This window comes from Pseudomonas sp. CFBP13528, assembly GCF_005233615.1.
Taxonomy (GTDB): Bacteria; Pseudomonadota; Gammaproteobacteria; order Pseudomonadales; family Pseudomonadaceae; genus Aquipseudomonas; species Aquipseudomonas fluorescens_AM.
Map to the genome: position 1 here is coordinate 1 of NZ_QGAJ01000004.1, position 23,685 is coordinate 23,685.

21 protein-coding genes are annotated in these 23,685 nt (G+C 60.8%); 5 read left to right on the top strand and 16 right to left on the bottom strand.

Annotated elements, in window-relative coordinates:
• Positions 1 to 175 precede the first annotated feature (175 nt).
• The 4 genes from PspCFBP13528_RS09515 to PspCFBP13528_RS09530 all read right to left on the bottom strand — a co-directional run bounded on the left by PspCFBP13528_RS09515 (position 176) and on the right by PspCFBP13528_RS09530 (position 6,832).
• On the bottom strand, positions 176 to 2,527 hold the full coding sequence (locus PspCFBP13528_RS09515; protein ID WP_137200066.1) for a TonB-dependent receptor: 2,352 nt from the start codon (positions 2,525 to 2,527) through the stop codon (positions 176 to 178).
• Position 2,528: 1 nt separating this feature from the next.
• Positions 2,529 to 4,931: a 7TM-DISM domain-containing protein gene (locus PspCFBP13528_RS09520; protein ID WP_137200067.1), complete on the bottom strand. Its 2,403-nt coding sequence runs from the start codon at positions 4,929 to 4,931 to the stop codon at positions 2,529 to 2,531.
• Positions 4,931 to 5,749 (bottom strand): helix-turn-helix domain-containing protein, encoded by an 819-nt coding sequence (locus tag PspCFBP13528_RS09525; RefSeq protein WP_137200068.1) that lies wholly within the window; start codon positions 5,747 to 5,749, stop codon positions 4,931 to 4,933. The genes PspCFBP13528_RS09520 and PspCFBP13528_RS09525 overlap by 1 nt, the downstream gene beginning before the upstream one ends.
• A 144-nt stretch (positions 5,750 to 5,893) precedes the next feature.
• Positions 5,894 to 6,832, bottom strand: a complete 939-nt coding sequence (locus tag PspCFBP13528_RS09530; protein ID WP_137200069.1) for a LysR family transcriptional regulator — start codon at positions 6,830 to 6,832, stop codon at positions 5,894 to 5,896.
• 149 nt (positions 6,833 to 6,981) lie between these two features.
• Between PspCFBP13528_RS09530 and PspCFBP13528_RS09535 the strand changes: the two genes are divergently transcribed.
• The gene (locus tag PspCFBP13528_RS09535) at positions 6,982 to 7,827 is read left to right on the top strand and encodes an SDR family oxidoreductase (protein WP_137200070.1); all 846 of its coding nucleotides are present in this window, start codon (positions 6,982 to 6,984) and stop codon (positions 7,825 to 7,827) included.
• A gap of 2 nt (positions 7,828 to 7,829) precedes the next feature.
• Positions 7,830 to 7,982 carry a hypothetical protein gene (locus PspCFBP13528_RS27505; protein ID WP_161594758.1) on the top strand — a complete coding sequence of 51 codons (153 nt, stop codon included), beginning with the start codon at positions 7,830 to 7,832 and terminating at the stop codon, positions 7,980 to 7,982.
• 32 nt (positions 7,983 to 8,014) lie between these two features.
• Here PspCFBP13528_RS27505 and PspCFBP13528_RS09540 read toward each other — a convergent pair whose 3' ends face one another.
• From PspCFBP13528_RS09540 to PspCFBP13528_RS09585, 10 genes are all read right to left on the bottom strand, one after another.
• Positions 8,015 to 8,719 carry a YafY family protein gene (locus PspCFBP13528_RS09540; protein WP_137200071.1) on the bottom strand — a complete coding sequence of 235 codons (705 nt, stop codon included), beginning with the start codon at positions 8,717 to 8,719 and terminating at the stop codon, positions 8,015 to 8,017.
• Between the two features lie 2 nt (positions 8,720 to 8,721).
• Positions 8,722 to 9,654 carry an NAD(P)-dependent alcohol dehydrogenase gene (locus PspCFBP13528_RS09545; protein WP_137200072.1) on the bottom strand — a complete coding sequence of 311 codons (933 nt, stop codon included), beginning with the start codon at positions 9,652 to 9,654 and terminating at the stop codon, positions 8,722 to 8,724.
• Positions 9,655 to 9,847: 193 nt separating this feature from the next.
• Positions 9,848 to 10,618: an SDR family NAD(P)-dependent oxidoreductase gene (locus tag PspCFBP13528_RS09550; RefSeq protein ID WP_137200073.1), complete on the bottom strand. Its 771-nt coding sequence runs from the start codon at positions 10,616 to 10,618 to the stop codon at positions 9,848 to 9,850.
• 28 nt (positions 10,619 to 10,646) lie between these two features.
• Positions 10,647 to 11,705, bottom strand: coding sequence for an L-rhamnose/proton symporter RhaT (gene rhaT, locus PspCFBP13528_RS09555; protein WP_137200074.1), 1,059 nt, complete (start codon positions 11,703 to 11,705; stop codon positions 10,647 to 10,649).
• A 40-nt stretch (positions 11,706 to 11,745) separates the two neighbouring features.
• Positions 11,746 to 12,066 carry an L-rhamnose mutarotase gene (rhaM, locus tag PspCFBP13528_RS09560; protein ID WP_178084424.1) on the bottom strand — a complete coding sequence of 107 codons (321 nt, stop codon included), beginning with the start codon at positions 12,064 to 12,066 and terminating at the stop codon, positions 11,746 to 11,748.
• Positions 12,066 to 12,947 carry an amidohydrolase family protein gene (locus PspCFBP13528_RS09565; RefSeq protein ID WP_137200075.1) on the bottom strand — a complete coding sequence of 294 codons (882 nt, stop codon included), beginning with the start codon at positions 12,945 to 12,947 and terminating at the stop codon, positions 12,066 to 12,068. Before PspCFBP13528_RS09565 ends, rhaM begins: the two co-directional genes overlap by 1 nt.
• 70 nt (positions 12,948 to 13,017) lie before the next feature.
• Positions 13,018 to 14,451 (bottom strand): aldehyde dehydrogenase, encoded by a 1,434-nt coding sequence (aldA, locus tag PspCFBP13528_RS09570; protein ID WP_137200076.1) that lies wholly within the window; start codon positions 14,449 to 14,451, stop codon positions 13,018 to 13,020.
• An 11-nt stretch (positions 14,452 to 14,462) separates the two neighbouring features.
• Positions 14,463 to 15,263, bottom strand: a complete 801-nt coding sequence (locus tag PspCFBP13528_RS09575; protein ID WP_137200077.1) for an HpcH/HpaI aldolase/citrate lyase family protein — start codon at positions 15,261 to 15,263, stop codon at positions 14,463 to 14,465.
• Between the two features lie 11 nt (positions 15,264 to 15,274).
• Positions 15,275 to 16,459 (bottom strand): L-rhamnonate dehydratase, encoded by a 1,185-nt coding sequence (rhmD, locus tag PspCFBP13528_RS09580; protein ID WP_137200078.1) that lies wholly within the window; start codon positions 16,457 to 16,459, stop codon positions 15,275 to 15,277.
• Positions 16,460 to 16,475: 16 nt separating this feature from the next.
• Positions 16,476 to 17,771, bottom strand: a complete 1,296-nt coding sequence (locus PspCFBP13528_RS09585) for an MFS transporter (RefSeq protein WP_137200079.1) — start codon at positions 17,769 to 17,771, stop codon at positions 16,476 to 16,478.
• A gap of 116 nt (positions 17,772 to 17,887) precedes the next feature.
• On the opposite strand from PspCFBP13528_RS09585, the gene PspCFBP13528_RS09590 reads away from it, so the two are divergent.
• From PspCFBP13528_RS09590 to PspCFBP13528_RS09600, 3 genes are all read left to right on the top strand, one after another.
• Positions 17,888 to 18,844, top strand: coding sequence for a LysR family transcriptional regulator (locus tag PspCFBP13528_RS09590; RefSeq protein ID WP_101220563.1), 957 nt, complete (start codon positions 17,888 to 17,890; stop codon positions 18,842 to 18,844).
• Between the two features lie 447 nt (positions 18,845 to 19,291).
• A complete protein-coding gene (locus PspCFBP13528_RS09595; protein ID WP_137200274.1) occupies positions 19,292 to 19,693 on the top strand; it encodes a cupin domain-containing protein in 402 nt (133 codons plus the stop codon).
• Entirely contained in the window at positions 19,690 to 20,478 is a 789-nt protein-coding gene (locus PspCFBP13528_RS09600) for a carboxymuconolactone decarboxylase family protein (RefSeq protein ID WP_101220564.1), read from the top strand. Before PspCFBP13528_RS09595 ends, PspCFBP13528_RS09600 begins: the two co-directional genes overlap by 4 nt.
• 5 nt (positions 20,479 to 20,483) lie before the next feature.
• Here PspCFBP13528_RS09600 and PspCFBP13528_RS09605 read toward each other — a convergent pair whose 3' ends face one another.
• Entirely contained in the window at positions 20,484 to 21,398 is a 915-nt protein-coding gene (locus tag PspCFBP13528_RS09605) for a LysR family transcriptional regulator (protein ID WP_137200080.1), read from the bottom strand.
• 29 nt (positions 21,399 to 21,427) lie between these two features.
• Entirely contained in the window at positions 21,428 to 23,638 is a 2,211-nt protein-coding gene (gene paoC, locus PspCFBP13528_RS09610; RefSeq protein ID WP_137200081.1) for an aldehyde oxidoreductase molybdenum-binding subunit PaoC, read from the bottom strand.
• Between the last annotated feature and the right edge of the window lie 47 nt (positions 23,639 to 23,685).

A 23,685-nucleotide genomic window follows, 5' to 3' on the forward strand; every position in this document is an offset into this window, starting at 1 on the left:
CGGCTAACCCGGCGTCCTGCCGGGTTGCCCACGGATTCAAGCCTGCGTTCGGCCAGCGTGGTTTAACGGGGCGCCTGAGATCAAGATCAAAAGCAGATCAAGATCAAGATCAAGAGGGCTCGCTGCGCATCGTGGTTAGCGTTGGGTGCTACAGCGTTGTGTAGATACCTATGGGTCAGTAGCGAAGCCTGACGGTGGTGCCCACGGTTCGTTCGCTGCCCGTCATGACGCCGTAGTCACCGGCGCCGAGCAATGAGTACACGGCGCTAATGTACTGGCGTTCGAAGACGTTGCGCACCCAGCCTTCCACTTCCCAGGCACGGTCCTGGCTGCGTAACCCAAGGCGCAGGTTGGTGAGGCCGTAGCTGGGTTGATAGCTGCCTTCGCCACCTTCGAGGGTGCCGTAGTAACCGGTCCTGAAGCTGTAGTCGATACCGCTGTAGGCTTGCAATCCATACGCCAGCGAGTGGACGTGGGCCAGGCCGGCGCTGAAGCTCCATTGCGGCGCGTTGTAGAGACGATCGCCGCTGAGGTCGCAGGTCCATTGGCCCGAGGCCGGTGGGCACGGGGCGTTGGGGAAGCTGCGGTAGCGCGCATCGTTCCAGGCCAGGCCCAGGCGTGCGGTGAGTGGGGCGGTGAGTTGCCAGGCCGAATCCAGTTCGATGCCGCGCAGGCGGACTTTGCCGACGTTGATCAGGTTGTCGCGCAGCGGTGGCGCGAACAGCGAGGTCGGCGGGCTGTAGGTGAGCGCCTGGTAGTGGTCGACGTCGGTCTGGTAGACGGCAAGGTCGAGCATGGCGCGGTCCTCCCAGAAGCGCGTCTTCACGCCCAGTTCCAGGGCCGTGGCGCGCTCCGGTGCGAACGTGGGGGCGGTAAACGGGCCGACCACGTCGAAGTTGATTCCGCCGGCCTTGTAGCCCCGCGACCCACTGACGTAGCCCATCACGGCATCGTTGAAGCGGTAACTGGCGCTGAGCAGGCTGGACAGGCTGTTCTCTTCAATCGAGTCGTCACGGTAATAACCACCGCCGAGCGCGATCCCACGCAGCAATTGCCCGCCCGCCTGGAAAGCCTGTGGTAATCCATTCAGCGGGGCGAGGTTACTGACGTCGCGCGCGATCCAGCCGTCCTTGCGCTCCTGGCTGTAGCGCAGGCCGCCGGTGAGTTCCAGCGGATCAATCGGACGCCAGGAAACCTGGCCGAAAAGGGCGCGGCTTTCGCTTTTCTGCTCGCCATCGTACCGTTGCCGGGCGCCCTCCAGCAGCATGGCCGGCACCTGGTCTGGCGCGGTGAAGGCAATGCCATAGTTTTTTTTCAACGACGCCAGTTGGTCGCCGACGAACCATGGTGCGGCGTCCTTGCCGAATTCGACGTCGATCCTGCGGTGGAGCTGCTGACGCAGGTAATAGAGCCCGGCGACATAGTCGATGGACGGGCCTGCGGTGCCCGACAGACGCCATTCCTGGCTGAACTGCCGGTGATCCAGCGCGGTTGCGGACTCGGCCACCGACAGCGCCGTGCTGTCGCCGTCGCGGGTAGCGCGGTAGTCCCAGTCGCGGTAGGCGGTGATGCTGGTAAAACGCATGGCCTGATCGAAGTCCCGGTTCAATTCCAATGACACGCCGTTCTGCAGAGTCCGCGGTCGGCCCGGTGCGTCGATGCGTGTCTCGCGCCGGTAAGGGGAAGGCTCTGCCAGCGAATAGCCAAGGAACTTGGCGCGCTGGCGCGTCTGGGCGCTGTAATGATTGGCCAGCAGTACATTGCCGGCCTCGTTTTGCTCGGCATGGTCGGCGATCAGGCGCGCGCTGAAATCCGGGTCTGGCGTCCACAGCAGTTGCCCGCGCAGGCCCTGGCTGTCGGCGTCGCCAAGGCGGGTGCCATCCTGCAGGTTGCGCACGGCGCCATCGACCGAACGGTTGAAAACGTTGAGTCGCCCGGCCAGTACGTCACCCTGCAGCGGCCCGGAAATAACGCCGCGATATTCCCGCAAACCGCGCTCGCCCTGGCTGGCTTCGAGGTTGGCTTCGGGGTCAAAGGTTGGCGGGCGCGTGATGATGCTCAGCGCGCCGGCGCTGGTGTTTTTGCCGAACAAGGTGCCTTGCGGCCCGCGCAGGACTTCGATGCGCTCGATGTCCATCAACTCGGTGAAGGCCATGCCCTGGCGCGCCTGGTAAACGCCATCGACGTAGGTGCCGACGCTGCCTTCCAGGCCATCGTTGTAGGTGGTGGCGCCCAAGCCGCGCAGTCCGAACCCGGCGAAGCGGGCGTCATGACCGGACACCACCAGACCGGGTACCCGCTGTTGGATGTCCTGGAACCGGTGCAGGCCGGCCTCGTCCAATTGATCACCGTAGAGTACGCTGATCGGGATCGGCACGTCTTGCACCGCCTCTTCACGGCGCCTGGCGGTGACGGTTGATTCATCCAGCGTGAGCGGGCCGGGTGCCTCAGCCCCGGCATTTGCCGGCGCCCAGGGCAGTGCCGCAAGGCAGCCAACCCAGAGCAGCCGATAACCTGGACCCGGCATGCTAAACCTCCCTGGCCATCTCGCGACGCACCGTGTCCGGGCAGGCCAGCGTCTTGACCCAGGCCAGCAATTCCCGGCTGTCGGCGGGCTTGAGCAGTACTGCGTCGAACGCCAGGGCATCCGGATAATCCTGCGGCCTGCGGGGCGGGACCGCCGAATACAGCATCACGGGAAGAGGGCCCCAGTGATTGCGCACCTGCCGCAGCAGTTCCCAGCCGTCCATGCCGGGCATCATCTGGTCGCTGATCAGCAGGTCGACCGGTTGTGCGGCCAGGCAGGCCAAGGCAGCTTCGCCGTCCGCCGCCATGCTCACGTCAAAACCGTAGCCAGCCAGCAGGTCATACAGCCATTCGCTGTTCTGCTCTACGTCATCTACCAGCAGAACATGCTTGCCCCGGCCGTCGAGCGGCGCGGCGTTGTTGTCGACGATGCCCAGTTCCAGATCCTGCTCCCCGGCGCAGTTGAGTCGCAGGCGAAAACTGAAGTGGCTGCCGCCCCGTTCACTGGCGTGCGGTTCGAGCCGGCTGTCCATGTGCGCCAGCAACTGAGTGACAATCGACAAGCCCAGCCCGCTGCCCTCATGGTGCTGCGCATTGCGGCCACGGCGGAACGGTTGCAGCAGGTGTTCGAATTCGTGTGGGTCGATGCCGATACCGGTGTCGATCACGCTGAAGTACAGCTCCACGCGCTCGGCAGTCGCGCCCGGCTGAGCGCTCACTTCGAAACGGATCTGGCCGTCGCGGGTGAACTTTGCCGCGTTCGCCAGCAGGTTCATGAGGATTTGCCGAAGACGTGTGAAGTCGGCCTCGACCAGTGGCGGCAGGTCATCTGCCAGCACCGCTTCGAAAGTGTTGCCCTGGCGCGCGGCCAGAAAGCCGGCCTCATCGGCGATCTCCTTGAGGAAGCCGTACAGGTAACCCGGCGCGAGGCTCAGTTGCATGTGCTCCAGTTCGCCACGGGAAAATTCGAGCATTTCATCGATCAGTTCCAGTTGCTGGCGGGCATTGCGTTCGATCGTGGCTTGGTAATCGCGGTTCGGCCCGGCGTGCAGCAGGCGCGCATAGTCGATGATGCGCACCAGCGGCGAGCGCAGGTCGTGGCTGATCCGCGCCATCAGGGCGCTGCGCGCCGCCAGCGATTCGCGCAACTGCGCGGTGCGCAGCGCGACGGTGCTTTCCAGGCGTTCGTGCTCGGCCTGGCGTTGGTGTTCGAGGCTGGACAGCGCGTGCTTTTCACGGTCGCGGCTGCGCGCGACTTCCATGATCAAGGTGCACACCAGCAACGCCACGCCTGCCAGCGTGGACGATAAGCTGTATTTGCTGTGCGGCGACTGCCAGGGCAGCTGTTCCTGAGGGAAAAAAATCCGCATCAGCAATTGGCCCAGCAAGAGCCCCGGCACCAGCCAGGCCATCGAGCTGTAACGCAGGCGTCTGCGCCAGGCCATGACTAACGTGGCGAGCAACACGGCATAAAAGCTCATCAGTGACCATTGGATGAGTTGTGCGCCCTGGACCGGATCGACGTTCAGCCACCAGAGCCGGCCCAGAAGGCAGCCCGACAGGGGCACCCAATAGCTCCAGCCAATGGCTCTGGGCAGGTGCGATACCTGCAACAGCACACGCATATAGGCCAGGAACAGGATGAACGAGACCGCGCTGGCGCAGGTCAGCCACTCGCGCGTCCAGCCCAGCGCGGCGGGCCAGTAGACCAGGTAGCCATTGAGGATGCAGGTCAGCAGGATGTAGCTGAGCACCGCGCCCGCGTTCACGCTCAGCAATCGGGAGCGCAGGATCCAGCCGACGATCAGGCCGAACGGGACGACCAGCAGGACAATGCCAAGGGTGAGTCCGTCGCTCAGGTAGGTCTGTTGCTGACTGCGCAGCAGTGCCGGTTCGGACCACAGTTGCGGCTCCAGCAGCATTTGGAAATGGCTCGTCACGCGGATGAGCACAGTGACGTTTTCCCGCGCGGCCAGCGAGATCGGGAACGCAGGCTGACGCGCGGGGGGCTGGGGCCATTCGGTCAGGGGGTGGGCGCTACCGGCGTGTGCATCGCTCCACTGTCCATCGGCGCGCTGGTAGACGCGGATGTCTTCCAGGCGCGGCGCCCCGACCACCAGCAGGCGCGAACACGCCACATCGCTCGCGTTGGTGAACTGCACGCGCAACCAGAATGCGGAGCGGCTATAGCCTTGGGTCGGCCAGCCTGGGCGTGTGGCGGCGAAACGCGCTTCGGGCAGTCGAGCAACGTCTTGCACGCTCAAGCTGGCCTGGGTGTCCTCGAAAATGTGCAGCATGGGCATCAGGTCCAGGTGCTCGGCCTGGCAGATATCCACGGGGGCGGCGCGCAGCAGGCCTGCGGATAACAATGCCAGCGTCAGCAACAGGAACTGTAGAAGCCGCATCAGGCGTGCTCGTTGCCCAGGGCGTGCTGGCGAAACTGACTGGGCGTCATGCCGATTCGCTGGCGGAATGCGGTGGCGAAGTTGCACGCATTGCGAAAGCCCACCAGTTCGGCCACGTCCTGCACACTCATGGCGCTTTCGCAGAGCAGTGCCTGGCCACGACGCAGCCTTGCATCGCGAATGTAGGCGAACACGGTCAGCCCCAAATGCTCACGGAAAATCGCGGAGAGGCGTTTTTCATGGGTGCCGACTTTTTGCGCAAGGCAGGGCAGGGAAGGTATGTCGTCCAGTTGGTGTTCAATCACTCGCATGGCCGCCCTCAACACGATTTCATCGCCTTGCGGTGCTGGCTCGGTCAGGCTGGCCTGAAGGGGCGGCGGCGCTCGCCAGGTCAATTGCAGATGAATCCTGATGCGCGCCAGGACTTCCTCGGGCGCATAGGATTTGGGGATGTAGTCCACCGCGCCCACGGCCAGCCCTTCGAGGCGTTCCAGTGAGGTATTTGCCGATGACAGGAACAGGATCGGCGTATGCCGGGTGGCCGGCGCCTCGCGTAACAACCTGCACAGGCTGAAGCCGTCCATGTGTGGCATGTGAACATCCAGCACGATCAGGTCCGGGCCCAGGGCGAGTGCCCGTTGATAGCCCTGATGGGCATCGCTGGCCACCGAAACGCGCCAGGGCTGGGTCTTGAGCAGAATGAGCGTGGCACGGATATCTTCAGGGGCGTCGTCGATCAGCAGAATATGCGGCAGCGCGTTGCACGCGCCCGCGTCCTGCGCAGTCGTTGCCCGCCTGTCGTAGTGGCCATTGTTCATTCGCCAGATTCTCTTATCGGTTTTGTTGCCGCGACATCGCCAGCGCGCCCCGGGGGATTGGCCAGCAGGCATTCGCTCGAGCGTTGCCTGCCTGCCGGATTGCCGCACTTTAGAGCGTTTTGCAACGATAAGTCACGTCACGCTTCAGCTGACCTGGACGGCCAGCGTCCTTTCAACCCGGGAGTCTGCGTTGAAGTCGAGGAGGGAGATAAAGCTGTCCATCAGCGGTGATTGGTTGAGGGTGTTCCAGCTCATATATAAGCCGATCGACGGGTTGGGGGCGGCGGTCAACGCAGAGATCCGGCGAAACAGGACCTTGTCGCGCATGATTGAGTTGGCAATTGATTCAGGCACCAGCGCGACGCCAAAACCACAGGCCACCAAGCCGATCAAGGTATGGATCTGTGCGGCTTCCTGCACCACCTTGGGATAAAAACCGGCAGCTTCGCACAAGGCGATAAGCTGACTGTGATAGCCGGGCCCCAAGGCTTCGGGGGTGAATACGAAGTCTTCCCCGGCGAAATCCCGCAAGTCGATCCGGCCCTCCTCAGCCTTGGGGTGATGGACGGGCAGCGCCAGCACGATCTCTTCATTCAGCACTAGACGTGATTGGAAGTTTTGCGCCGAAATCGGCAGCTGGCGCATGAAGGCGATATCCGCTTCTTCGCACAGGATGGCCTTGGCCTGACTGGCGGAGGGCATCTCCCTGATGACCAATTGGACCTTGGGGAAGGTCTCGCGGAACTGGCGCAAGGTATTGAGCAGCGACTCGTAGCCGGCGATCGATACTGCGGTCACCGTCAGTTTTCCCGCAATCCCTTCGGACACTTGACGGGCACGTTCGATGCCCAGCTCCAGCTCCTTGAGCGTGCTATAGGCAGTCTTCAGGAACGCCCCCCCGGCGGGGGTCAGGTTGACCCCGCGTTTATTCCGATTGAACAACCTGAACCCCAGTTTATCTTCCAGCCGATTGATCGCCTGGCTCAAAGGCGGCTGGGCCATGTGCAGGCGGATGGCAGCCTTGTGGAAATGCAGCTCTTCAGCCACGGCGATGAACTGGCGCAGCAGGCGGGTTTCGATCATTTCTTCTGTTCCTTCATTGAACTGATCAGCAGGCTTACAGGGACCCGACATTAACTTGATATTAATCAGGTATCAACTTTGGCCGCCGTTAGTATTAAACAGGTCCGATAGACATTGTTAGGATGAAGGCACTCCAGAGGAAATAGCCAATGAACTTTACAGGAAGAACTGCAATTGTAACGGGTGCGGGTCGAGGGCTCGGCTTTAGTTATGCGCAATCGTTAGCCGCGTTGGGCGCCAACGTTGTGATCAGTGATATCGGCGCAGACAAGCTGGGCGCGGGGGGCGATGGCTCGATTGCCATGGATGCGGCACAAACCCTTAAAGACAAAGGGTTGCGCGTGGTGGGGCATCACGGCGACCTGTCCACCGAACAGGGTTGCCAGCACTTGGTGGACAAGGCGATCGAGGCATTTGGGCAACTCGATATCTTGATTCACAATGCCGGTTGGGTCGGTTATCAACCCATTGAAGAGGCTGACGCAACGTTTATTGGTCGCGCGGTGGATATCAATATTTATACGCCCGTATGGTTATGTAAATTTGCCTGGAAATATCTGAAACACTCTACTGCTGCGCGGGTCGTGCTGACGTCCTCCGACCGTGCGATGTATCAGCATTATGCGCAACCGGGCCTGGTGGCGTACGCCGCCGCAAAGATGGCCCAACTGGGCATCATGAATGCGTTGAGCATGGAAGGCGCGCCAGTGGGCATCCTGGTCAACGCGGTATCGCCGGTTGCCAAGACGCGTATGTGGGGCGTGACCGAAGAACCGGAAAACCTCAAGCCCGAATGGGTAGCGCCGGGTGTGGTCTTTCTGGCATCGCAGCAGTGCAATGATACGGGCTATGTCTTGCGCGCCAGCAACGGCCAGTTTACGGCGACGCGGTTTGTCGAAAACCCGGGTGTCGACTATCCCGTCGATCTGGCCCGAGTCAAAGCCGCCAGTGCCGAGCAGGTTGCCCAACGTTGGAACGAAATCAAGGAGTGTTGAATATGCCTGCTCGGGAAACGCCACGTCTTTTTTTCGCCTGTCAGGCCGATTTGGGCGAAAGCCCGGTCTGGGATCGATGCCTTCGCAGAAAAAATCAAAACCGCAGTGTCTACGTCGAAGGTGCGCGCAACGCGCGCCTGGTGATTTTCGCCTGAGGCGCATCATCCGACCTCGTTTGTTCCTCCGATCAGCACTCCTTGCCAGAACCGTTACAAGGCAAGACCTCATGAGCTCGCCATTCCTTGATAAGCTGACGTCGGTTACGACTATAGCGCTCGGCAAGCACTTTCAGTTGTGCGATGTCATCCATGGCGATCACGCGGAACCGGTTGTCCGCTTCACACCACGCCGACAGGAAGCGCTTTGCGTCTATGAAGCCCAGCATGATCGGCCAGATAATTTGTTTATCTGCCGGTGCGTGGGATATCGACAAGGTGATAAGCAGTTTGCGCTGATCACGCAATGCGAATCGGACTTCACTCAGGTCGATTGAAGTGGAAAGGTTGGAGTCGGCGCCCACGTAGAACGTTTCGTCGTCAAAGGTGTGACGCATATCCAGAGGCAACACGGCATTGATTTTGGCCAACGCATTCTTTACCGCGAGGGCAAATTTTTCGTCTGTCTGACGATTGACCCACTGGGCACCTACTACAAGCGCCTGGATTTCTTCTTCTGTAAATGCAAGCGGGGGTAACAGAAAACCAGGTTTCAAAATATAACCTAAGCCAGGCTCACCCTCGATGTCGGCGCCCATCCCCTGCAACGTCACCACATCGCGACGTATTGTGCGCAATGAAACGCCCAATTCCAGCGCAAGTGTCTGACCCGACACCGTTCTACGATGTCGGCGCAGCACTTGCATCAGCTCAAACAAACGGTGACTCCTGGCCATGTCTACTCCATCGCGATGACACCTTTACCGCCGAGCTTACGGCCTTTCTCAAGCTCAGTGATAAGTCGAATCGCCTCGGCCATCGAAACGGTTTGGGCAACTCGGACGTTGTAGTGCCTCTCACTGGCAGCCTTGGCAAGCTTATCCAATATCTCGGCGCGCGGTGAGCCTATGACCATTTTGAGTCTGCGATCAAAAAAAGCGCGGACAAATTTACCTGGGCCGGGGTTTAGATCAAGAAATACGCCGCCCGGTTTTAGCGTCGCAACGCCTTCAGATATCGACAGCGTTGCCGCAGTGTCGTAAACCACGTCGAATCTATTAGCAATATTCGATAGGTGCAGGTTCCGATAATCATAAACAGTGTGCATACCCAACGACTTTGCTTGCTGCATATCCCTGTCGCTGCAACTGCCCGAGACGACGGCCCCCTGCATCCGAGCTATTTGTACAGCTGCTTCGCCTACGGCTCCGGCGCATCCATTGACGAAGACATGCTGGCCGGCTTGCAGCTTGGCCTTGTCTATCAGCCCGTTCCAGGCCGTTATACCTGGGGTGCCCAGGCAGGCGGCGTGCTCGAACGGCACGTCATCCGGCTTATGGGCTAAAAAGGCCTCTTTTGTGATAACGGCATGACCAAACGCTCCGCTTTCCTTAAATCGGGCGAGTCCAAACACCGCGTCCCCGACCTTGAATCGCGTGACGCCGGCGCCGATCGATATAACCCTGCCAGAGAAATCCATTCCCATCGCGCGGGGGAATTTCCTACCGGTAACGATCTTCATTTGCCCAGTCCGCAGCTTCCAGTCAATTGGATTGATCGCTGAAAACTTGACGCTGACACCGACCTCACCTTCGCCTGGGTGAGGGAGCTCAAAGTCCTGGACCTGCATGACCTCTGGCCCGCCATATCTGCTGTACTGAATGCGTTTCATGATGCGTCTCCAAACTCCGGCATACGACTGGGGTTGTCACCGAGTGGAATCTACAGCGCAAGGCGGTCAGTTTTTGTCACCATTCGATCAGCTTTCTACTTTTGCGGCGCAGCAATCAATGCATCCGCTGACTGGTCGACCGTAATCGCGGGCAAGCCCACACATTGGAAGTGTGATGTCTGGGAAGCGATGGTTACTGCAGGTTTACGAACAACCCGCCATCCACCAGCAACGAAGCGCCGGTCACATAACGCGCCATGTCCGAGGCGAGGAAGACGATCGGCCCGGCCACGTCATCGGGTTCGCCGAGGCGACCCAACGGCGTGCGCGAGGTCATGTAGGCGAGTTTTTCCTCGTCGGCCAGGTCGTCCTTGTTGATATCGGTGGCAATGGTCCCCGGCAGCACCGAGTTACAGCGAATGCCGTAGGGCCCCAGGGCAATCGCGCAGGATTGCATCAACGAATGCAGCCCGGCCTTGGTCGGCGTGTAGTGGGTTTGCATGCCGCCGCCCACTAGGGCACTGATGGAGCTGACGGCGATGATCGCGCCGCCACGGCCCTGGTTTTTCATCTGGTTGGCCGCCGCCTGTACGGCGAAGTAGGCGCCGTTGAGGTTGGTGTTGACGGTTTTCAGGTAGACCTCGCGGGGCATGTCGAGGAACGAATGGAACGGGCAGATGCCGGCGTTGTTGACGAACACGTCGACGCTGCCGAACGCCTTGACTGCGGCGGCCACCAGCTTGTCGCCGGTGTCCGGATCAGCCGCATCGCCCCCCACTTCAATGGCCTGGCCGCCAAAGGCCTTGATCTCTTCGATCAACGAATACGCCGCCTCGGTGCCTTGGCTACTACCGCTATGGCCGATAACCACGCGGGCACCCTGGCGCGCGCATTCACGGGCGGCGGCGCGGCCGATGCCACGGGAGGCGCCGGTGATGATAACGGTTTTGTCTGCAAGCAACATAAAAACGCTCCTTCAAAAATAAGCGGCATCAGCCGAGGTAATTGCCATAACCGACCATGGCGATAGCGCCGAGGATCACCGCGATGCCGGCCATCAGTACGCCTTTGTTGGCCGCGCTGGTGCCGTGCCATTCGCGCAAATACAGGCCCCAGCCATTGGACACGATGATGATGAACGACATGTGCAGCACCCAGGAACTGGCGTCGTTCTGCAGGCGGCTTTCGCCCATGCCGTAGAAGAAAAACTGCAGGAACCACAGGGTGCCGGCAATGGCCACCAACAGGTAGTTGCCGAGCAACGGTGTGCTGCGGTCGGTGTAGTTATGGAAAGTACGGTTGCGCCAGTTCAGCCACAGGCACCAGATACCATTGGTGGTGAGGCCGCCCCACATGATCACCATGAAGGTCACGTTGTTCTGGAACAGGCTGTTGGCGCCATGTTCCACTGCGGCGGCGGCCAGGGGCCGACCGGCGGAAATGCCGTAGCTGAAACACGCACTGAGCACGCCGGAAATCACCGCCACCAGCAGGCCCTTGCCCAGGGAGAACTCGCTGACACTGGCGAACTTCACCGCCTGGGACACTTCCCGTTCCTTGATCAGCCCGGCTTTGCCGCACACCGCGATACCGATCAACGACACCGCCACACCCCACAACACCCAATGCCCGCCCTGAGAGGCCAGCATCGAGGTCAGGGTGCCTTCGGTTTCCTGGGTGAACAGGTCGCGGTACAGGGCCGGCATCAGAGCGCCGAGGGCCGAGGTGAGGCCCATGATCAACGACATGCCCAGGGACAAGCCCAGGTAGCGCATAGTCAGGCCGAAGGTCAGCCCGCCGATGCCCCACAACACGCCGAACATATAAGTCCAGAGCAGGGTGCCGCTGTCGGCCGTGCGCAGGATTTCCACCCAGCCGGGCACCGTCAGTTGGGCGGCGATCAGTGGCACGATCAGCCAGGACACCAGCCCGCCGGTGATCCAGTAGCTTTCCCAGGCCCAGCCGCGGACCTTCTTGTAGGGGATGTAGAAACTGCCGGAAGCGAAGCCGCCGATAAAGTGCAGAATCACACCAAGGAGAATGATTTCCACGTCGTTGAATCCTTTTTATTGTTGTTGTGGCTCGGTTGGATCAGGTGCGCGTCAGTTGGAACATGGGCAACAGGTCGACACTGATTGGCGAGGCGTCCGGGTGGCTGGGCATGATGTCGTGCATGTAGGTCCACCAGCGTTGCATCAAGTCGGTGCCAGGCAGTTCATCCAGGCCATGCAAGTCCTCGTGGGTGAGCATCGCGAACAACGCGTTGGCCGGCTCATCGAGGAAAATCCGGTAATCCACCACGCCCGCGTCCAGCAGGGCCTGGGCCAGTTCCGGCCAGATCTGGTCATGGCGGCGGCGATACTCGGCGGCCTGGCCGGGGTTGAGGTTCATGCGAAAGGCACGGGTCTGCATCACTGGTCTCCATGGGGCGGCGTCGGTGTATAGATGCGCACCGCGTTATGCAGGAAAAACTTCGCTTGCACCGCCTCGGGTTTGTCGGCCATGCATTGTTTGACGAGCCCCAGGGTGGTGGCGAAGTTCGCCAGGTGATCGCTGTTGGGCCAGTCGCTGCCGAAGAAGCAACGCTCTTCGCCAAAGGCCTCCCACAGTACGGCCAGGCGGTCGTGGTAGAACGCCGTGTCGGTGATCAAACCGTGCGGCCCGAGCTGGGGGATTTCCGCCAGTTTGGCGAACACCTTCGGGCGCTCGGCGAGGCGCAGCAGGTCGGCGTGGTAGGCGGCTTCTTCACCCGCCGGCACTTGGGCGTTGGGCAGGTGATCAACGATGATGCGCAGCTGTGGCAAAGCATCGCTCAGGTGCAACAGCGCCTTGATCAAGCGCGGGTTCGGATTGGCACTGTCCAGGCCACGGCCGCAGGCGGCCAATTGGCGCAGGCCGTCGATAAAGCCGGGGCGAGTCTGGTCTTGCAGCAGGTCGCGGTCCCACAGGTTGCCGTAGCGCAGGCCGAGGAACAGCGGTTCTTCCGCCAACGCCTCGAGGTCGGCGGCGAAGTCGGCGTGCAGCGGGTCCAGGTTGCCGACAAAACCCAGCATGCGTGGCTCACTGCGCAGTGTGTCGAGCAGCCAGCGGTTATCGTCGCGCCACGGGCTGGCTTCCACGGCAATCGCGCCTACCACATTGTGTGGGCCGGCCAGGGCCCAGTAGTCCGCCGGCAGGTGCGCGGCGTACAACCGGTTGCCCGGCTCAGGCCAGGGGATGCCCTGGGGGCGGCGCGGATCAAACAGGTGCAAGTGGCTGTCGATGATCGGGCCGCTATAGAGCGTCAGGGGCATGGCGCAGTCCTTATCAAAAGCAAATTCGCAAGGGCCTGCACGCTAGCGTGCGTGGCCCGGTTTAACCCACTCAGCCCTGCAGGTACACCACATGCGTGTGGGTGTACTCGTACAGGCCGTGTTTGCCGTCGGCGCCGCCAATCCCGGATTTGCGCACGCCGGCATGGAAGCCTTGCATGGCCTCGAAGTTCTCGCGGTTGACGTAGGTTTCGCCAAAGTCGATCTCGCGTACTGCGTGCATGGCCTTGCCCAGGTCGCGGGTGTAGATCGACGAGGTCAGGCCGTAGTCGCAGTCATTGGCCAGGGCGATGGCTTCGTCAAGGTCGTCGACAATCTGGATCGGCAACACCGGGCCGAAGATCTCTTCGCGCATGATCTCCATATCGGCGCGGCACCCGGCCAAGACCGTTGGCTGGAAGTGAAAGCCCGCGCCGAGGTCGGCAATCTGCCCGCCGCTGACCAAGTTGGCGCCCTGGCTCAGTGCGGTGCGAACTTTGCGGTCGACGCTGTCGAGGCCCTGGCGATTGATCAACGGGCCCATTTCCACATCGGCCTGGGCAATCGGATCGCCATAGCGGGTCGCCGACATCGCCGCGCTGATGCGCTCGATAAACTGATCCGCGACCTTGCGTTCCACATACACCCGTTCGGCGCAGTTGCACACTTGGCCGGTGTTGATGATGCGCGAATCGCGGATGGCTTTGACCGCCAGCTCCAGGTCGGCATCCGCGAGCACGATGGCCGGCGCCTTGCCGCCCAGCTCCAGGTTGAGTTTGGTGATGTTCGGTGCGGCGGCGGCCATGATCCGCGTGCCGGTGGCGACGCTGCCGGTGAAACTGATCATGTCCACGCCCTTGTGGGCAGTCAGTGCACCACCGACATTGCCATCGCCGCACACCACGTTGAACACGCCGGCGGGCAGGTCGGTCTCGGCCACCAGTTTGGCGAATTCAAAGCAGTTGTTCGGGGTTTCTTCGCTGGGCTTGATCACGATGGTGTTGCCGGTGAGCAGCGCCGGCGCCATTTTGCGCGCGATCAAAAAAAACGGGAAATTCCACGGCAGGATGCCGGCCACCACGCCCAACGGTTTGCGGAACAGGAAAATATTTTCGTTGGGCCGGTCGCTGGTGATGATCTCGCCTTCGATGCGTCGCGCCCATTCGGCCATGTAGTCGAGGTAATCGGCGGTGAAGTTCACTTCGACCTCGGCCAGGCCCGTGATCTTGCCTTGTTCCAGGGTAATGGTACGCGCGAGCTGGGCGACGTTTTCCCGCAGCTTCGCGGCGATGCGGCGCAGGTGCCCGGCGCGTTCGATCGCGGGTTTGCGGGCCCAGTCTTTTTGCGCACTGCGGGCAGCGGCGAGGGCTCGGTCGACATCGGCGGCGGTGGACGCCGGCACCTTGGACAGCAAGGCGCCGGTAGCTGGGTTGAGCACATCGATGTGGCTATCGCTTGCGGTAAAGCGGCCGTTGATGAAGTTCTGGTAAACGGGAACGGATGACATGGGCAGGTTCCTCAGTAAGTGCGCGAAGGCGCTTGGGTGTCGGCAGCCGAGCGATAGCGGGCGAGGGTGGCCAGGGCGCTCTGGCGTAGCAGGCTGATATCAATGGCCACCGCGATAAAGCGGCAACCCCAGGCCTGATAGCGGCGGGCGTCTTCTTCATTGGGCGCCAGGATGCCGCTGACCTTGCCGGCGGCGAGGGTCGCATCCACTGCGTGCCTGATACGTTCCTGCACCTCGGGGTGGCCGGGGTTGCCGGCGTGCCCGAGTCCGATGGACAGGTCGGCGGGGCCGATAAACACCGCGTCCACGCCTTCCACGGCGGCAATCGCCGCGACGTTTTCCACGCCCAGGCGCGACTCCACCTGCACGACCAGGCACAACGCTTCATGGGCGGTGTTGAGGTAATCCGCCACGCCATCCCAACGGGTGGCGCGGGTCAGGCCGCCGCCGACACCACGAATGCCGTGGGGCGGATAACGCATGGCACGCACCAGGGCCTGAGCCTGTTCGGCGGTTTCCACCATGGGGATCATCAGGGTCTGGGCACCGACGTCGAGCAGTTGCTTGATCAGGCTGGCGTCACCGTTGACCGCGCGCACCACCGGCGCGGTGGCGTACGGAGCCACGGTCTGCAATTGGCTGAGCACGCTGGGCACGGTATTGGGCGCGTGTTCGCCGTCGATCAGCATCCAGTCGTAACCCAGGCCTGCGACGATCTCGGCGGCGTAGCCGTTGGCAAAACCGGCCCAGATGCCGTATTGGGTGGCGTCCTTGGCCAGGGCGGCCTTGAAGCCATTGCGGGGCATGTTCATGACGGCGCTCCTTAGCGGTTGTACGGACGGTGCAATTGGCAATCCGGGTTCAGGTCTACGCCGAAACCGGGCTTGTCGAGCACCGACAGGCGCATGCGGCCATTGACTGGCACTGGCTCGCCAAGCAGTTGCGGATGGAACATCGGCACCACTTCATCGGCCTTGGGCGCCATCATCAGAAATTCGGCGAACGGGCTGTTATGGCGGGTGGCAACAAAGTGGTAGCTGTACACCGACGAGCCGTGGGGCACGACCATTGCGTTATGGGCGTCGGCCAGGGCGGAGATTTTCACCAGTTCGGTGAGGCCGCCGCACCAGCCGACATCGGGCTGGATAATGTCGCAGCAGCCCATTTCCAGAAGCATGCGGAAACCCCAGCGCGTGGCTTCATGCTCGCCAGTGGTCACCAGCATGCCTTTTGGCACGTTGTTGCGCAGGGCGGCGTAGCCCCAGTAATCGTCCGGGGATAGGGCTTCTTCGATCCACTTGAGCCCGTGTTCGTGGGCGCCGATGGCCAGTTTGGTGGCGTAGTTCACATCCAGGCTCATCCAGCAATCGAGCATCAACCAGAAATCAGGGCCGACCCGTTCACGCATGGTCGCCAGTGCTTCGAGGTTCTTGCGCAGGCCTTCCTCAGCTTCGCTGGGCCCGTGGTGCAAGGGCATCTTGCCGCCGATAAAGCCCATTTTCTGCGCCAGGTCGGGGCGCGCGCCGGTGGCGTAGAACTGCAACTCATCGCGTACCGCACCGCCGAGCAGATGGTGAACGGGCTCCTGGCGGATCTTACCGAGCAGGTCCCACAGGGCCAGGTCGACACCGGAAATGGTGTTGATCACCAGACCCTTGCGGCCGTAGAAAAGGGTGGACTGGTACATTTGGTCCCAGATCTTTTCGATATCGGTGATGCGCGCGCCTTCGATAAAGCGCGCCAGGTGTTTTTCGACGATATACGCCGCGGGTTCACCGCCGGTGGTCACGGCGAAACCGACGGTGCCGTCGCTGGCTTCGATCTCCACCACCAGGGTGCCGAGCACGTTGATCCCGAAGCTACGACGGCTCTGGCGGTACTCGGGATATTTGCTCATGGGCGTGCAGATGTGATCGTCGATCCAATGGCCGTCGCCCTGGTCGTGGTAATCGGCGCCGCCGCCTCGCACTACGAAGGCGCGTACGTGTTTGATGGTGAGATGACCCATGGTGTGACTCCTGGCGTTAAACAGTGGCCGGCGTGTTCGACGCGTTGCGGCCGGGTGAATGGATGCCCAGCACCAGCAATGCGGCCAGTACTGTGGTAGCGGACAGCAGGTACAAACCGGCCGCCGGGGAATGGAAGGCGCCTTCGGCCCAGTGCTTGATCACCGGGGCAATGAAGCCGCCGAGCGCACCGAAGGAATTGATCAGGGCAATGCCGGCGGCGGCGGCGCTGCCCGCCAGGTAGCTGGAAGGAAAGGTCCAGAACACCGGCTGCACCGCGATAAAGCCCGAGGCCGCAAAGCACAGCGCGAGCATGCCCAGCAGCGGGTTGGCGAAGGTCACCGAGCAGGCGATGCCGGCGGCCGCCATCAATAGGGTCAGGCAGGCGGTGCGGCGGCGCTCGCCGGTGCGGTCGGAATAACCGGGGATCCACCAGGCGGCGAACAGTGCGCAGACCCAGGGAATTGCCGAGACCAACCCAACCATCAAGCCGACCTTGGTGCCGAGCAGGCCGCCCACCTGAGTAGGCAGGTAAAACACCACGCCATATACGCTGGCCTGGATCAGCAGGTACACCAGGCACAGGTACAGCACCGAAGGTTGGCACAACACGGTCAGCAGGCTGCGGCCATGGGAGGTTTTGTGTTGGTCTTCGCGGTCGAGCAAGCTTTGGATTTGCTGGCGCTCGTCCACGCTCAGCCACTTGGCGTCGGCCGGGCGGTTGTCCAGATACCAATAGGCCCAGATGCCGACAGCGGTGGCCATCAAACCTTCGACGGCGAACAGCCATTGCCAGCCGTGAATCCCACCGAACCCGTCCATCTCCAACAGCAAACCGGACAACGGGCTGCCGAAGATGAATGCCAGTGGGGCGCCGAAGTAGAAGAAGCCCATGGCCTTGCCACGCACGGCTTGGGGGAACCAATAGGTGAGGTAGAGGATCACGCCGGGAAAGAAGCCGGCTTCGGCCACGCCTAGCAGGAAGCGCAACACATAGAAGCTGGTTTCGTTATGGGCGAACACCATCGCCGCCGAGATCAGGCCCCAACTGACCATGATGCGGCACATCCACAGGCGGGCGCCGACGCGGTGCAGGATCAGGTTGCTCGGCACTTCCAGCAGGGCGTAGCCGACGAAGAACACACCGGCGCCAAAGGCGAAGGCGGCATCGCTCAACCCGGTATCAGCCTGGAAGGCCTGTTTGGCAAACCCGACGTTGGCGCGGTCGAGAAACGCCATGATGTACATCAGCAGCAGAAAGGGCAGCAGCCGCCAGGACATCTTGGCGAGCAGGGGCGCAGGCAGGGTTTTCATAAGGGCGTCCGTCGTTTTGTTCTTATGGGCCGGACTGTACGGCGGCCGAGCAATGCGCTACAAATCGAATCTCGCTTAAAGGCGATAACCTCAGGGTATCGATTAAAAGGAAAAAAATGCGTAGTCCCGCGATCTCTCCCAGCCTGTTCAACCGCCTGCGCTACAAGCATTTGCATATGCTGGTGGCGCTGAGCTCCAGCCAGAACCTGCACCGCGCGTCCCAGGCCCTGAACATGTCGCAGCCTGCCGCCACGCGTATGCTGCACGAGATCGAGGACATGTTCGGCTGCGATCTGTTCGAGCGTTTGCCGCGAGGGATGCGTCCTACGGCGCTCGGTCAGCAACTGATCAACTTCGCCGAGTCGGCGCTGAGTGGTCTGGACCGCTGTGCCGAAGATTTAACGGCGCGTAAGCAGGGCGGTTATGGCTACCTGTCCATCGGTACCATCATGGGCGCCGCGCCGGATCTGGTGATGGACAGCATTGCGCAGATCAAGTCGCTCAATCCGCAACTGCGTATCCGCATCATGGGTGACACCAGCGACCAGGTGATTCAGTTGCTCGAACAGGGCCGTATCGATCTGGCGATCTCGCGCCGCAACGCCGCCACCGACAACCAACACTACAGCTTTGAACCCTTGGGCAATGAGCGCCTGCTGGTAGTGGTACACGCCGGCCACCCGCTGGCCCAACGCGATCAGCTATCGCTGGCGGAACTGGTACATGCCTGGCCGTGGATTCTGCAACCGCAAACCAGCCCGGCGCGTATCAGCTTTGACCAGGCGCTGCAGGACCTGGCATTGCCCAGCCCTGCCGATATCATCGAATGCAGCTCGGTGTATTCGATGCAGCAACTGATCCAACTGACTGATGCGGTGATGGTGTTGTCGGAAAGCGCCCTGCGTGACTACCTGAAGATGGGACTGGTGGTGGCACTGCCGGTTGCGTTGGATGTGAGGCTGGCACCGTTTGGCTTGCTGATGCGCAAGGGCGACCCGGTGAGTCGGGAATTGGGGTTGTTTATCGACTTGTTGCGGCAGAAGGCAGCCACTCTGGACGCTGTCCCTGCGTAGGCGCGGGCTTGATCGCAAAGGTCGTTGACGCGGACGGCCTGAATACTCGCGTTGTTCTCAGTTTTCAGAAAAAACCACGTAGATAACACGAGGGCCGGGAACGCTTGAGTGCATCGGCCATCGCCTTCAGGACAATGGAGGGAGTATGGAAGTGGTCCCTGGGCGACCCCGTAAGAGCGGAAGGTCTCGCACCTTCGCTCGCGCCAGCACGACGTTTGCGCATGCCCCCAGCGCTGAGCCCGCGCCGGCCAATTGTTGAGGGCTGCTCATCGGTGCATAAACCAAACAGCCGGTAGTTGAACCTAGAGACATTCATTAGGTTGGTCGCAACCCTATTCATTGAGCAAGGAGCTACCGATGCGCCCGAGAGCAGCCAGGCCAGGAGTCGCCCTGTTGGCCACCATCGCATTTAACGCCTGCGCTGCTGATGCCCGCTCCGGGCACGCCATGACGATCGTGAGAAATGGTGAGCAGGCATCCGTCATCGGGCCGCCAACTCATTTCGTGGGGCCTGCACGAATTGACCCTCTCTTCGCCCCACGGGCACCGTCGAAAGTCTCGGCAGGGTATGTGACCTTTCAACCGGGTGCGCGATCGATGTGGCATACCCACCCGTTGGGACAAATGCTGGTGGTCACTGTGGGTACTGGATGGGTTCAACAAGAGGGCACTGATAAACAGGTCATCAAGCCTGGAGACGTGATATGGACGCCGCCTGGCGTCAAGCATTGGCACGGCGCAACGAGCACGACCGGCGTGACTCACATGGCGATTCAAGAGACGCTTGACGGCAAAAATGTCGAGTGGCTTGAGCCAGTTACCGAAGCCCAGTACGGCGCTTCATTATGATTATTCGAACATTTGCAGCAGCAGGCTTAGCGCTGTGCTTGTCTGCATGCGCCACCCCCGAGGGGGCGCGGACTGAGGAAATTTCGCACATGTCAAATTCAGCCGATATACACGCCGCATCACCGGTAATGGCTCACAACGCTGACACATTACTGCTCGGTGAGGTCTGGAAGCGCCCAGAGTTGTCTCCCCGTGACCGCAGCCTGGCAACGGTCGCCGTCCTGGTTGCGCGAGGTCAGACAACTGAGCTGGCGGCATACCTGGATCTGGCGTTGAAGAACGGGGTGACGCCTTTGGAGTTGTCCGAAACTATCAACCATCTCGCGTTTTATTCGGGTTGGGGTAACGCCGCTGGAGCAGCGTCGATTGCCAAAGAGGTGTTCAGCAAACATGGCATAGCCTCTGACCAACTGGCGCCGGTGTCGCCTGAGCTATTGCCTATCGATCAGGCTGCCGAAGACACACGCGTTGCAGCTGTCGACAAATCTGTTGGCCCGGTTTCGCCAGGGTTAGTGAAATTCACCACCAGTGCGTTATTCAACGATCTCTGGCTGCGGCCGGGCCTTGCGCCCAGAGACCGTAGTCTGATTACTGTTACGACGTTAGTCGCAAACGGTCAGGTTGCGCAGATCGGTTACCACCTCAATCGTGCCATGGACAATGGCCTGACGCAGACCGAAGCTTCCGAGTTGCTTTCGCATCTAGCGTTCTATGCTGGCTGGCCTAACGCCTTCTCAGCCGTGCCGGTATTTAGCGATGTCTTCACCAAGCGCCAGGCGAGCTGAAATCGCTAGGGGAGTGGCCCCATGGGTTCGAGCTCGCGGATAAGGTCAATCAGTAGGCGAATGCCTACGGGAACCTGTCTGAAGCTTGAGTAATAGATGTGAAATCCTGGGTCATGGTGAGTCCAGTCCTCAAGGACTCGCCGCAGGGAGCCTTGCGCGATCTGTCGTTCGACGACTTTCGCAGGCACATACATCAAGCCGGCGCCGCGCATTGCCATCGCCACACCAACGCGGGTCTCATCGATAGTGATGGCGCCCGGCGCGTCTATCTCCAGCTGTTGGTCCTTATTCGAGAATTGCCAGTGGTAGATTCGTGCATTCCCCAGGCGCACGCGTAAACAACGATGTTGGTACAGCTCTTCCGGATGTAGCGGAGTGCCGAATCGCTCAAGGTAGTCAGGCGCGCCAACGACGGCCCATGCCACATCGGGAGAGAGTCGTTGAGCGATCATGTCTTCGGGCACCGTCCCGCCGAATCGAATCCCTGCATCATGGCCATCGCCGATAACGTCGACCATTCGGTTAGTCACGGTGAGGTCAACCTCGATGTCCGGATAGCGATCAACGAAAACCGGAAGAACGGGGCCGAGCAGCAGTTTTGCGCCATCGCTCAACACGTTCAGGCGGATACGCCCGGCGGGCTCATCGCGTAGCCGGTTCAGGGTCTCCAGCGCCTGCCCGATATCATTTACGGGAGTGCTGATGAGGCTTTGCAGCTCCTCGCCCGCCGCCGTGAGTGTCACGCTTCGGGTGGTGCGATTGAGCAGTCGAACACCAAGCCGTGTCTCCAGCCCTTTCATGGCATGGCTCAGTGCAGACGCGCTGATGCCCACGTCCAGACCCGCCTTTGTGAAGCTTTGATGCCGAGCGATGGCGAGGAAATAAACAATGTCTGCCAGGTTCGTGCGGCTCAGTTGCATTGATGACTCCGAAGCAAAAAGCGGTAAGGTCAGCCCACAGCGGGCAAGTGGTCTATCAACTTGTCGAGCGTAATGGGGTAATCACGAACCCTAATGCCAGTGGCGTTATAAACAGCGTTGGCAATCGCCGCTGCCGCTCCAGAAATACCGAGTTCGCCGACACCCTTGGCCTTCAGCGGAGTCGCATAGGCGTCAACTTCATCCAGGAAAATTACCTCCTGATGGGGGATGTCGGCATGCACCGGCACTTCGTAGCCAGCCAGATCGTGATTAACAAAATAGCCCAAACGATGATCTACAATCATTTCTTCCATCAGCGCTGCACCTGCGCCCATAGTCATTCCCCCGATGATCTGGCTGCGTGCCGTTTTGGGGTTGAGTATTCTGCCTGCTGCGCACACTGCCAGCTGGCGGCGAATGCGAATTTCTCCTGTGGCCGCGTTTACACCAACCTCTACGAAGTGAGCGCCAAAGGTTTGTTGGGCATACTGCTTGGCCAAGTCGCCAAACTCCATGACGTCTTCGGCCTGCAAGTCGCCGTCTATTGTCGCTTGCGCCAATGGTAGGTTGTTCGACCCTTCACGGACGTGGCCATCGATAAATTCGGTTTTTGTCGGATCGAGGCCCAATGTGGTTGCGACGGCTTCTCTGAGTTTCACACAAGCAGCATAGACGCCCGCCGTGGAGGAGGCTGCGCCCCATTGGCCGCCTGAACCCGATGATTCCGGAAATCTTGAGTCGCCCAGGTAGACGTTTACCTTGTCCATGTCCACGCCCATCATTTCCGCAGCCGTTTGAGCAATGATGGTGTAAGAGCCAGTGCCAATATCAGTCATGTCGGTTTCGACGGTGACCATGCCCTTGCGATCAAGCCGTACGCGAGCAGCAGACTTCGTCGTGGGTGCGCCTCTAATCGCGGACGCCATCCCCAACCCGATCCACCAACCGTCATGCAGTTCTTTAGCCGGTTGGGTACTACGCCGAGCCCAGCCAAAATGATCGGCTCCCGTATTCAGGCATTCGACTAACTGGCGCTGAGAGAACCGGCGATCAGGCTGCTCCGGGTCTACCTGAGTGTCGTTGATGACGCGAAATTTCACAGGATCCATCGCCAGTTTCTCAGCCATTTCGTCCATGGCAATTTCCAGTGCCATCATGCCTGGAGCTTCACCGGGCGCGCGCATGGCGCTACCTTCAGCAAGGTCGAGTTCGGCGAGATACAAGCGTGTCATGCGGTTTGCGCCTGCATACAACGTTCGGGTCGATGCGGTGGCCGCTTCAGTGCGACCACCGCGCAGATTGCCAGACCAGCTCTCGTGGCCGACGGCAGTGAGTGTGCCGTCCTGATTTGCACCGAGCCGGATTCTTTGAATCGTCGCGGGTCTATGGGTCAGATTGTTAAACATAAGCGGGCGGGGGAGTGCTACTTTCACCGGGCGCCCGGCCGCTCTAGCGGCAAGAGACGCCAATACGGCGTCGCACAGGATGGTGCCTTTTCCACCAAAGCCGCCGCCGATGTAGGGCGAGATCAGGTGAATGTTGTCTTTGGAGATGCCAAGCGTTTTAGCCAGGTCTCTGACACCCCAGTTCATCTGCTGAATGGATGTCCATAGCGTCAGTTTGTTTCCCTGCCACTGAGCGATGGTGGCGTGGGGTTCCATCATCGCGTGGGCATGATCCGGGGTTGTGTAATGGCCGTCGAGGGTGACCGCTGCCTGCTTGAACGCGCCTTCGAAATCCCCGGTTGCGGTGTGTGGAGGAGGGCCAAAGGCACCCGGCGCGGGTGTCGTGGCTGACGCTCGCTGCGCTGCCAAGTCGTAGGCGCCAGGCTCTCTTACGTAGTAGACCCGAAGCAAAGCCGAAGCGGCCCTGGCTTGTTCAAACGTGTGCGCGACCACGATTGCTACGGCCTGGTGATAGTGATCGATCTTTGGGCCGGCAAGTGCGCGATCAACGTAAAATTCGCCCCTGTCCAGTTGACCCGCATTCTCATAGGTGACGATTGTAATCACGCCGCTGGCTTGGCGTGCTTCGCTCGAATCAATTGAGGAAATTCGGCCTTTGCCGATTGCTGAACCGACGACATAGCCGTAGGCGGGGGGACTGACAGCGGCCTGTTGTTCGTAAGCATAGGTCGCCGTGCCGGTTGTTTTCAGTTTGCCTTCAACTCGATCTTTGGGTTGACCAATCACCTTCATTTGATCGATGGGATTGGTGCTCGCAGGCGTATCAAACTTCATGAGGCTTACTCCTGATCAGTCGACCGCAGCCGTGCAATGTCGGTGAT

Excerpts from the sequence above, each read along its gene's own strand:
- PspCFBP13528_RS09515 (WP_137200066.1), bottom strand. The coding sequence starts at position 2,527 with ATGCCGGGTCCAGGTTATCGGCTGCTCTGGGTTGGCTGCCTTGCGGCA.
- PspCFBP13528_RS09520 (WP_137200067.1), bottom strand. The coding sequence starts at position 4,931 with ATGCGGCTTCTACAGTTCCTGTTGCTGACGCTGGCATTGTTATCCGCA.
- PspCFBP13528_RS09525 (WP_137200068.1), bottom strand. The coding sequence starts at position 5,749 with ATGAACAATGGCCACTACGACAGGCGGGCAACGACTGCGCAGGACGCG.
- PspCFBP13528_RS09530 (WP_137200069.1), bottom strand. The coding sequence starts at position 6,832 with ATGATCGAAACCCGCCTGCTGCGCCAGTTCATCGCCGTGGCTGAAGAG.
- PspCFBP13528_RS09535 (WP_137200070.1), top strand. The coding sequence starts at position 6,982 with ATGAACTTTACAGGAAGAACTGCAATTGTAACGGGTGCGGGTCGAGGG.
- PspCFBP13528_RS27505 (WP_161594758.1), top strand. The coding sequence starts at position 7,830 with ATGCCTGCTCGGGAAACGCCACGTCTTTTTTTCGCCTGTCAGGCCGAT.
- PspCFBP13528_RS09540 (WP_137200071.1), bottom strand. The coding sequence starts at position 8,719 with ATGGCCAGGAGTCACCGTTTGTTTGAGCTGATGCAAGTGCTGCGCCGA.
- PspCFBP13528_RS09545 (WP_137200072.1), bottom strand. The coding sequence starts at position 9,654 with ATGAAACGCATTCAGTACAGCAGATATGGCGGGCCAGAGGTCATGCAG.
- PspCFBP13528_RS09550 (WP_137200073.1), bottom strand. The coding sequence starts at position 10,618 with ATGTTGCTTGCAGACAAAACCGTTATCATCACCGGCGCCTCCCGTGGC.
- rhaM (WP_178084424.1), bottom strand. The coding sequence starts at position 12,066 with ATGCAGACCCGTGCCTTTCGCATGAACCTCAACCCCGGCCAGGCCGCC.
- PspCFBP13528_RS09565 (WP_137200075.1), bottom strand. The coding sequence starts at position 12,947 with ATGCCCCTGACGCTCTATAGCGGCCCGATCATCGACAGCCACTTGCAC.
- aldA (WP_137200076.1), bottom strand. The coding sequence starts at position 14,451 with ATGTCATCCGTTCCCGTTTACCAGAACTTCATCAACGGCCGCTTTACC.
- PspCFBP13528_RS09575 (WP_137200077.1), bottom strand. The coding sequence starts at position 15,263 with ATGAACATGCCCCGCAATGGCTTCAAGGCCGCCCTGGCCAAGGACGCC.
- rhmD (WP_137200078.1), bottom strand. The coding sequence starts at position 16,459 with ATGGGTCATCTCACCATCAAACACGTACGCGCCTTCGTAGTGCGAGGC.
- PspCFBP13528_RS09585 (WP_137200079.1), bottom strand. The coding sequence starts at position 17,771 with ATGAAAACCCTGCCTGCGCCCCTGCTCGCCAAGATGTCCTGGCGGCTG.
- PspCFBP13528_RS09590 (WP_101220563.1), top strand. The coding sequence starts at position 17,888 with ATGCGTAGTCCCGCGATCTCTCCCAGCCTGTTCAACCGCCTGCGCTAC.
- PspCFBP13528_RS09595 (WP_137200274.1), top strand. The coding sequence starts at position 19,292 with ATGACGATCGTGAGAAATGGTGAGCAGGCATCCGTCATCGGGCCGCCA.
- PspCFBP13528_RS09600 (WP_101220564.1), top strand. The coding sequence starts at position 19,690 with ATGATTATTCGAACATTTGCAGCAGCAGGCTTAGCGCTGTGCTTGTCT.
- PspCFBP13528_RS09605 (WP_137200080.1), bottom strand. The coding sequence starts at position 21,398 with ATGCAACTGAGCCGCACGAACCTGGCAGACATTGTTTATTTCCTCGCC.
- paoC (WP_137200081.1), bottom strand. The coding sequence starts at position 23,638 with ATGAAGTTTGATACGCCTGCGAGCACCAATCCCATCGATCAAATGAAG.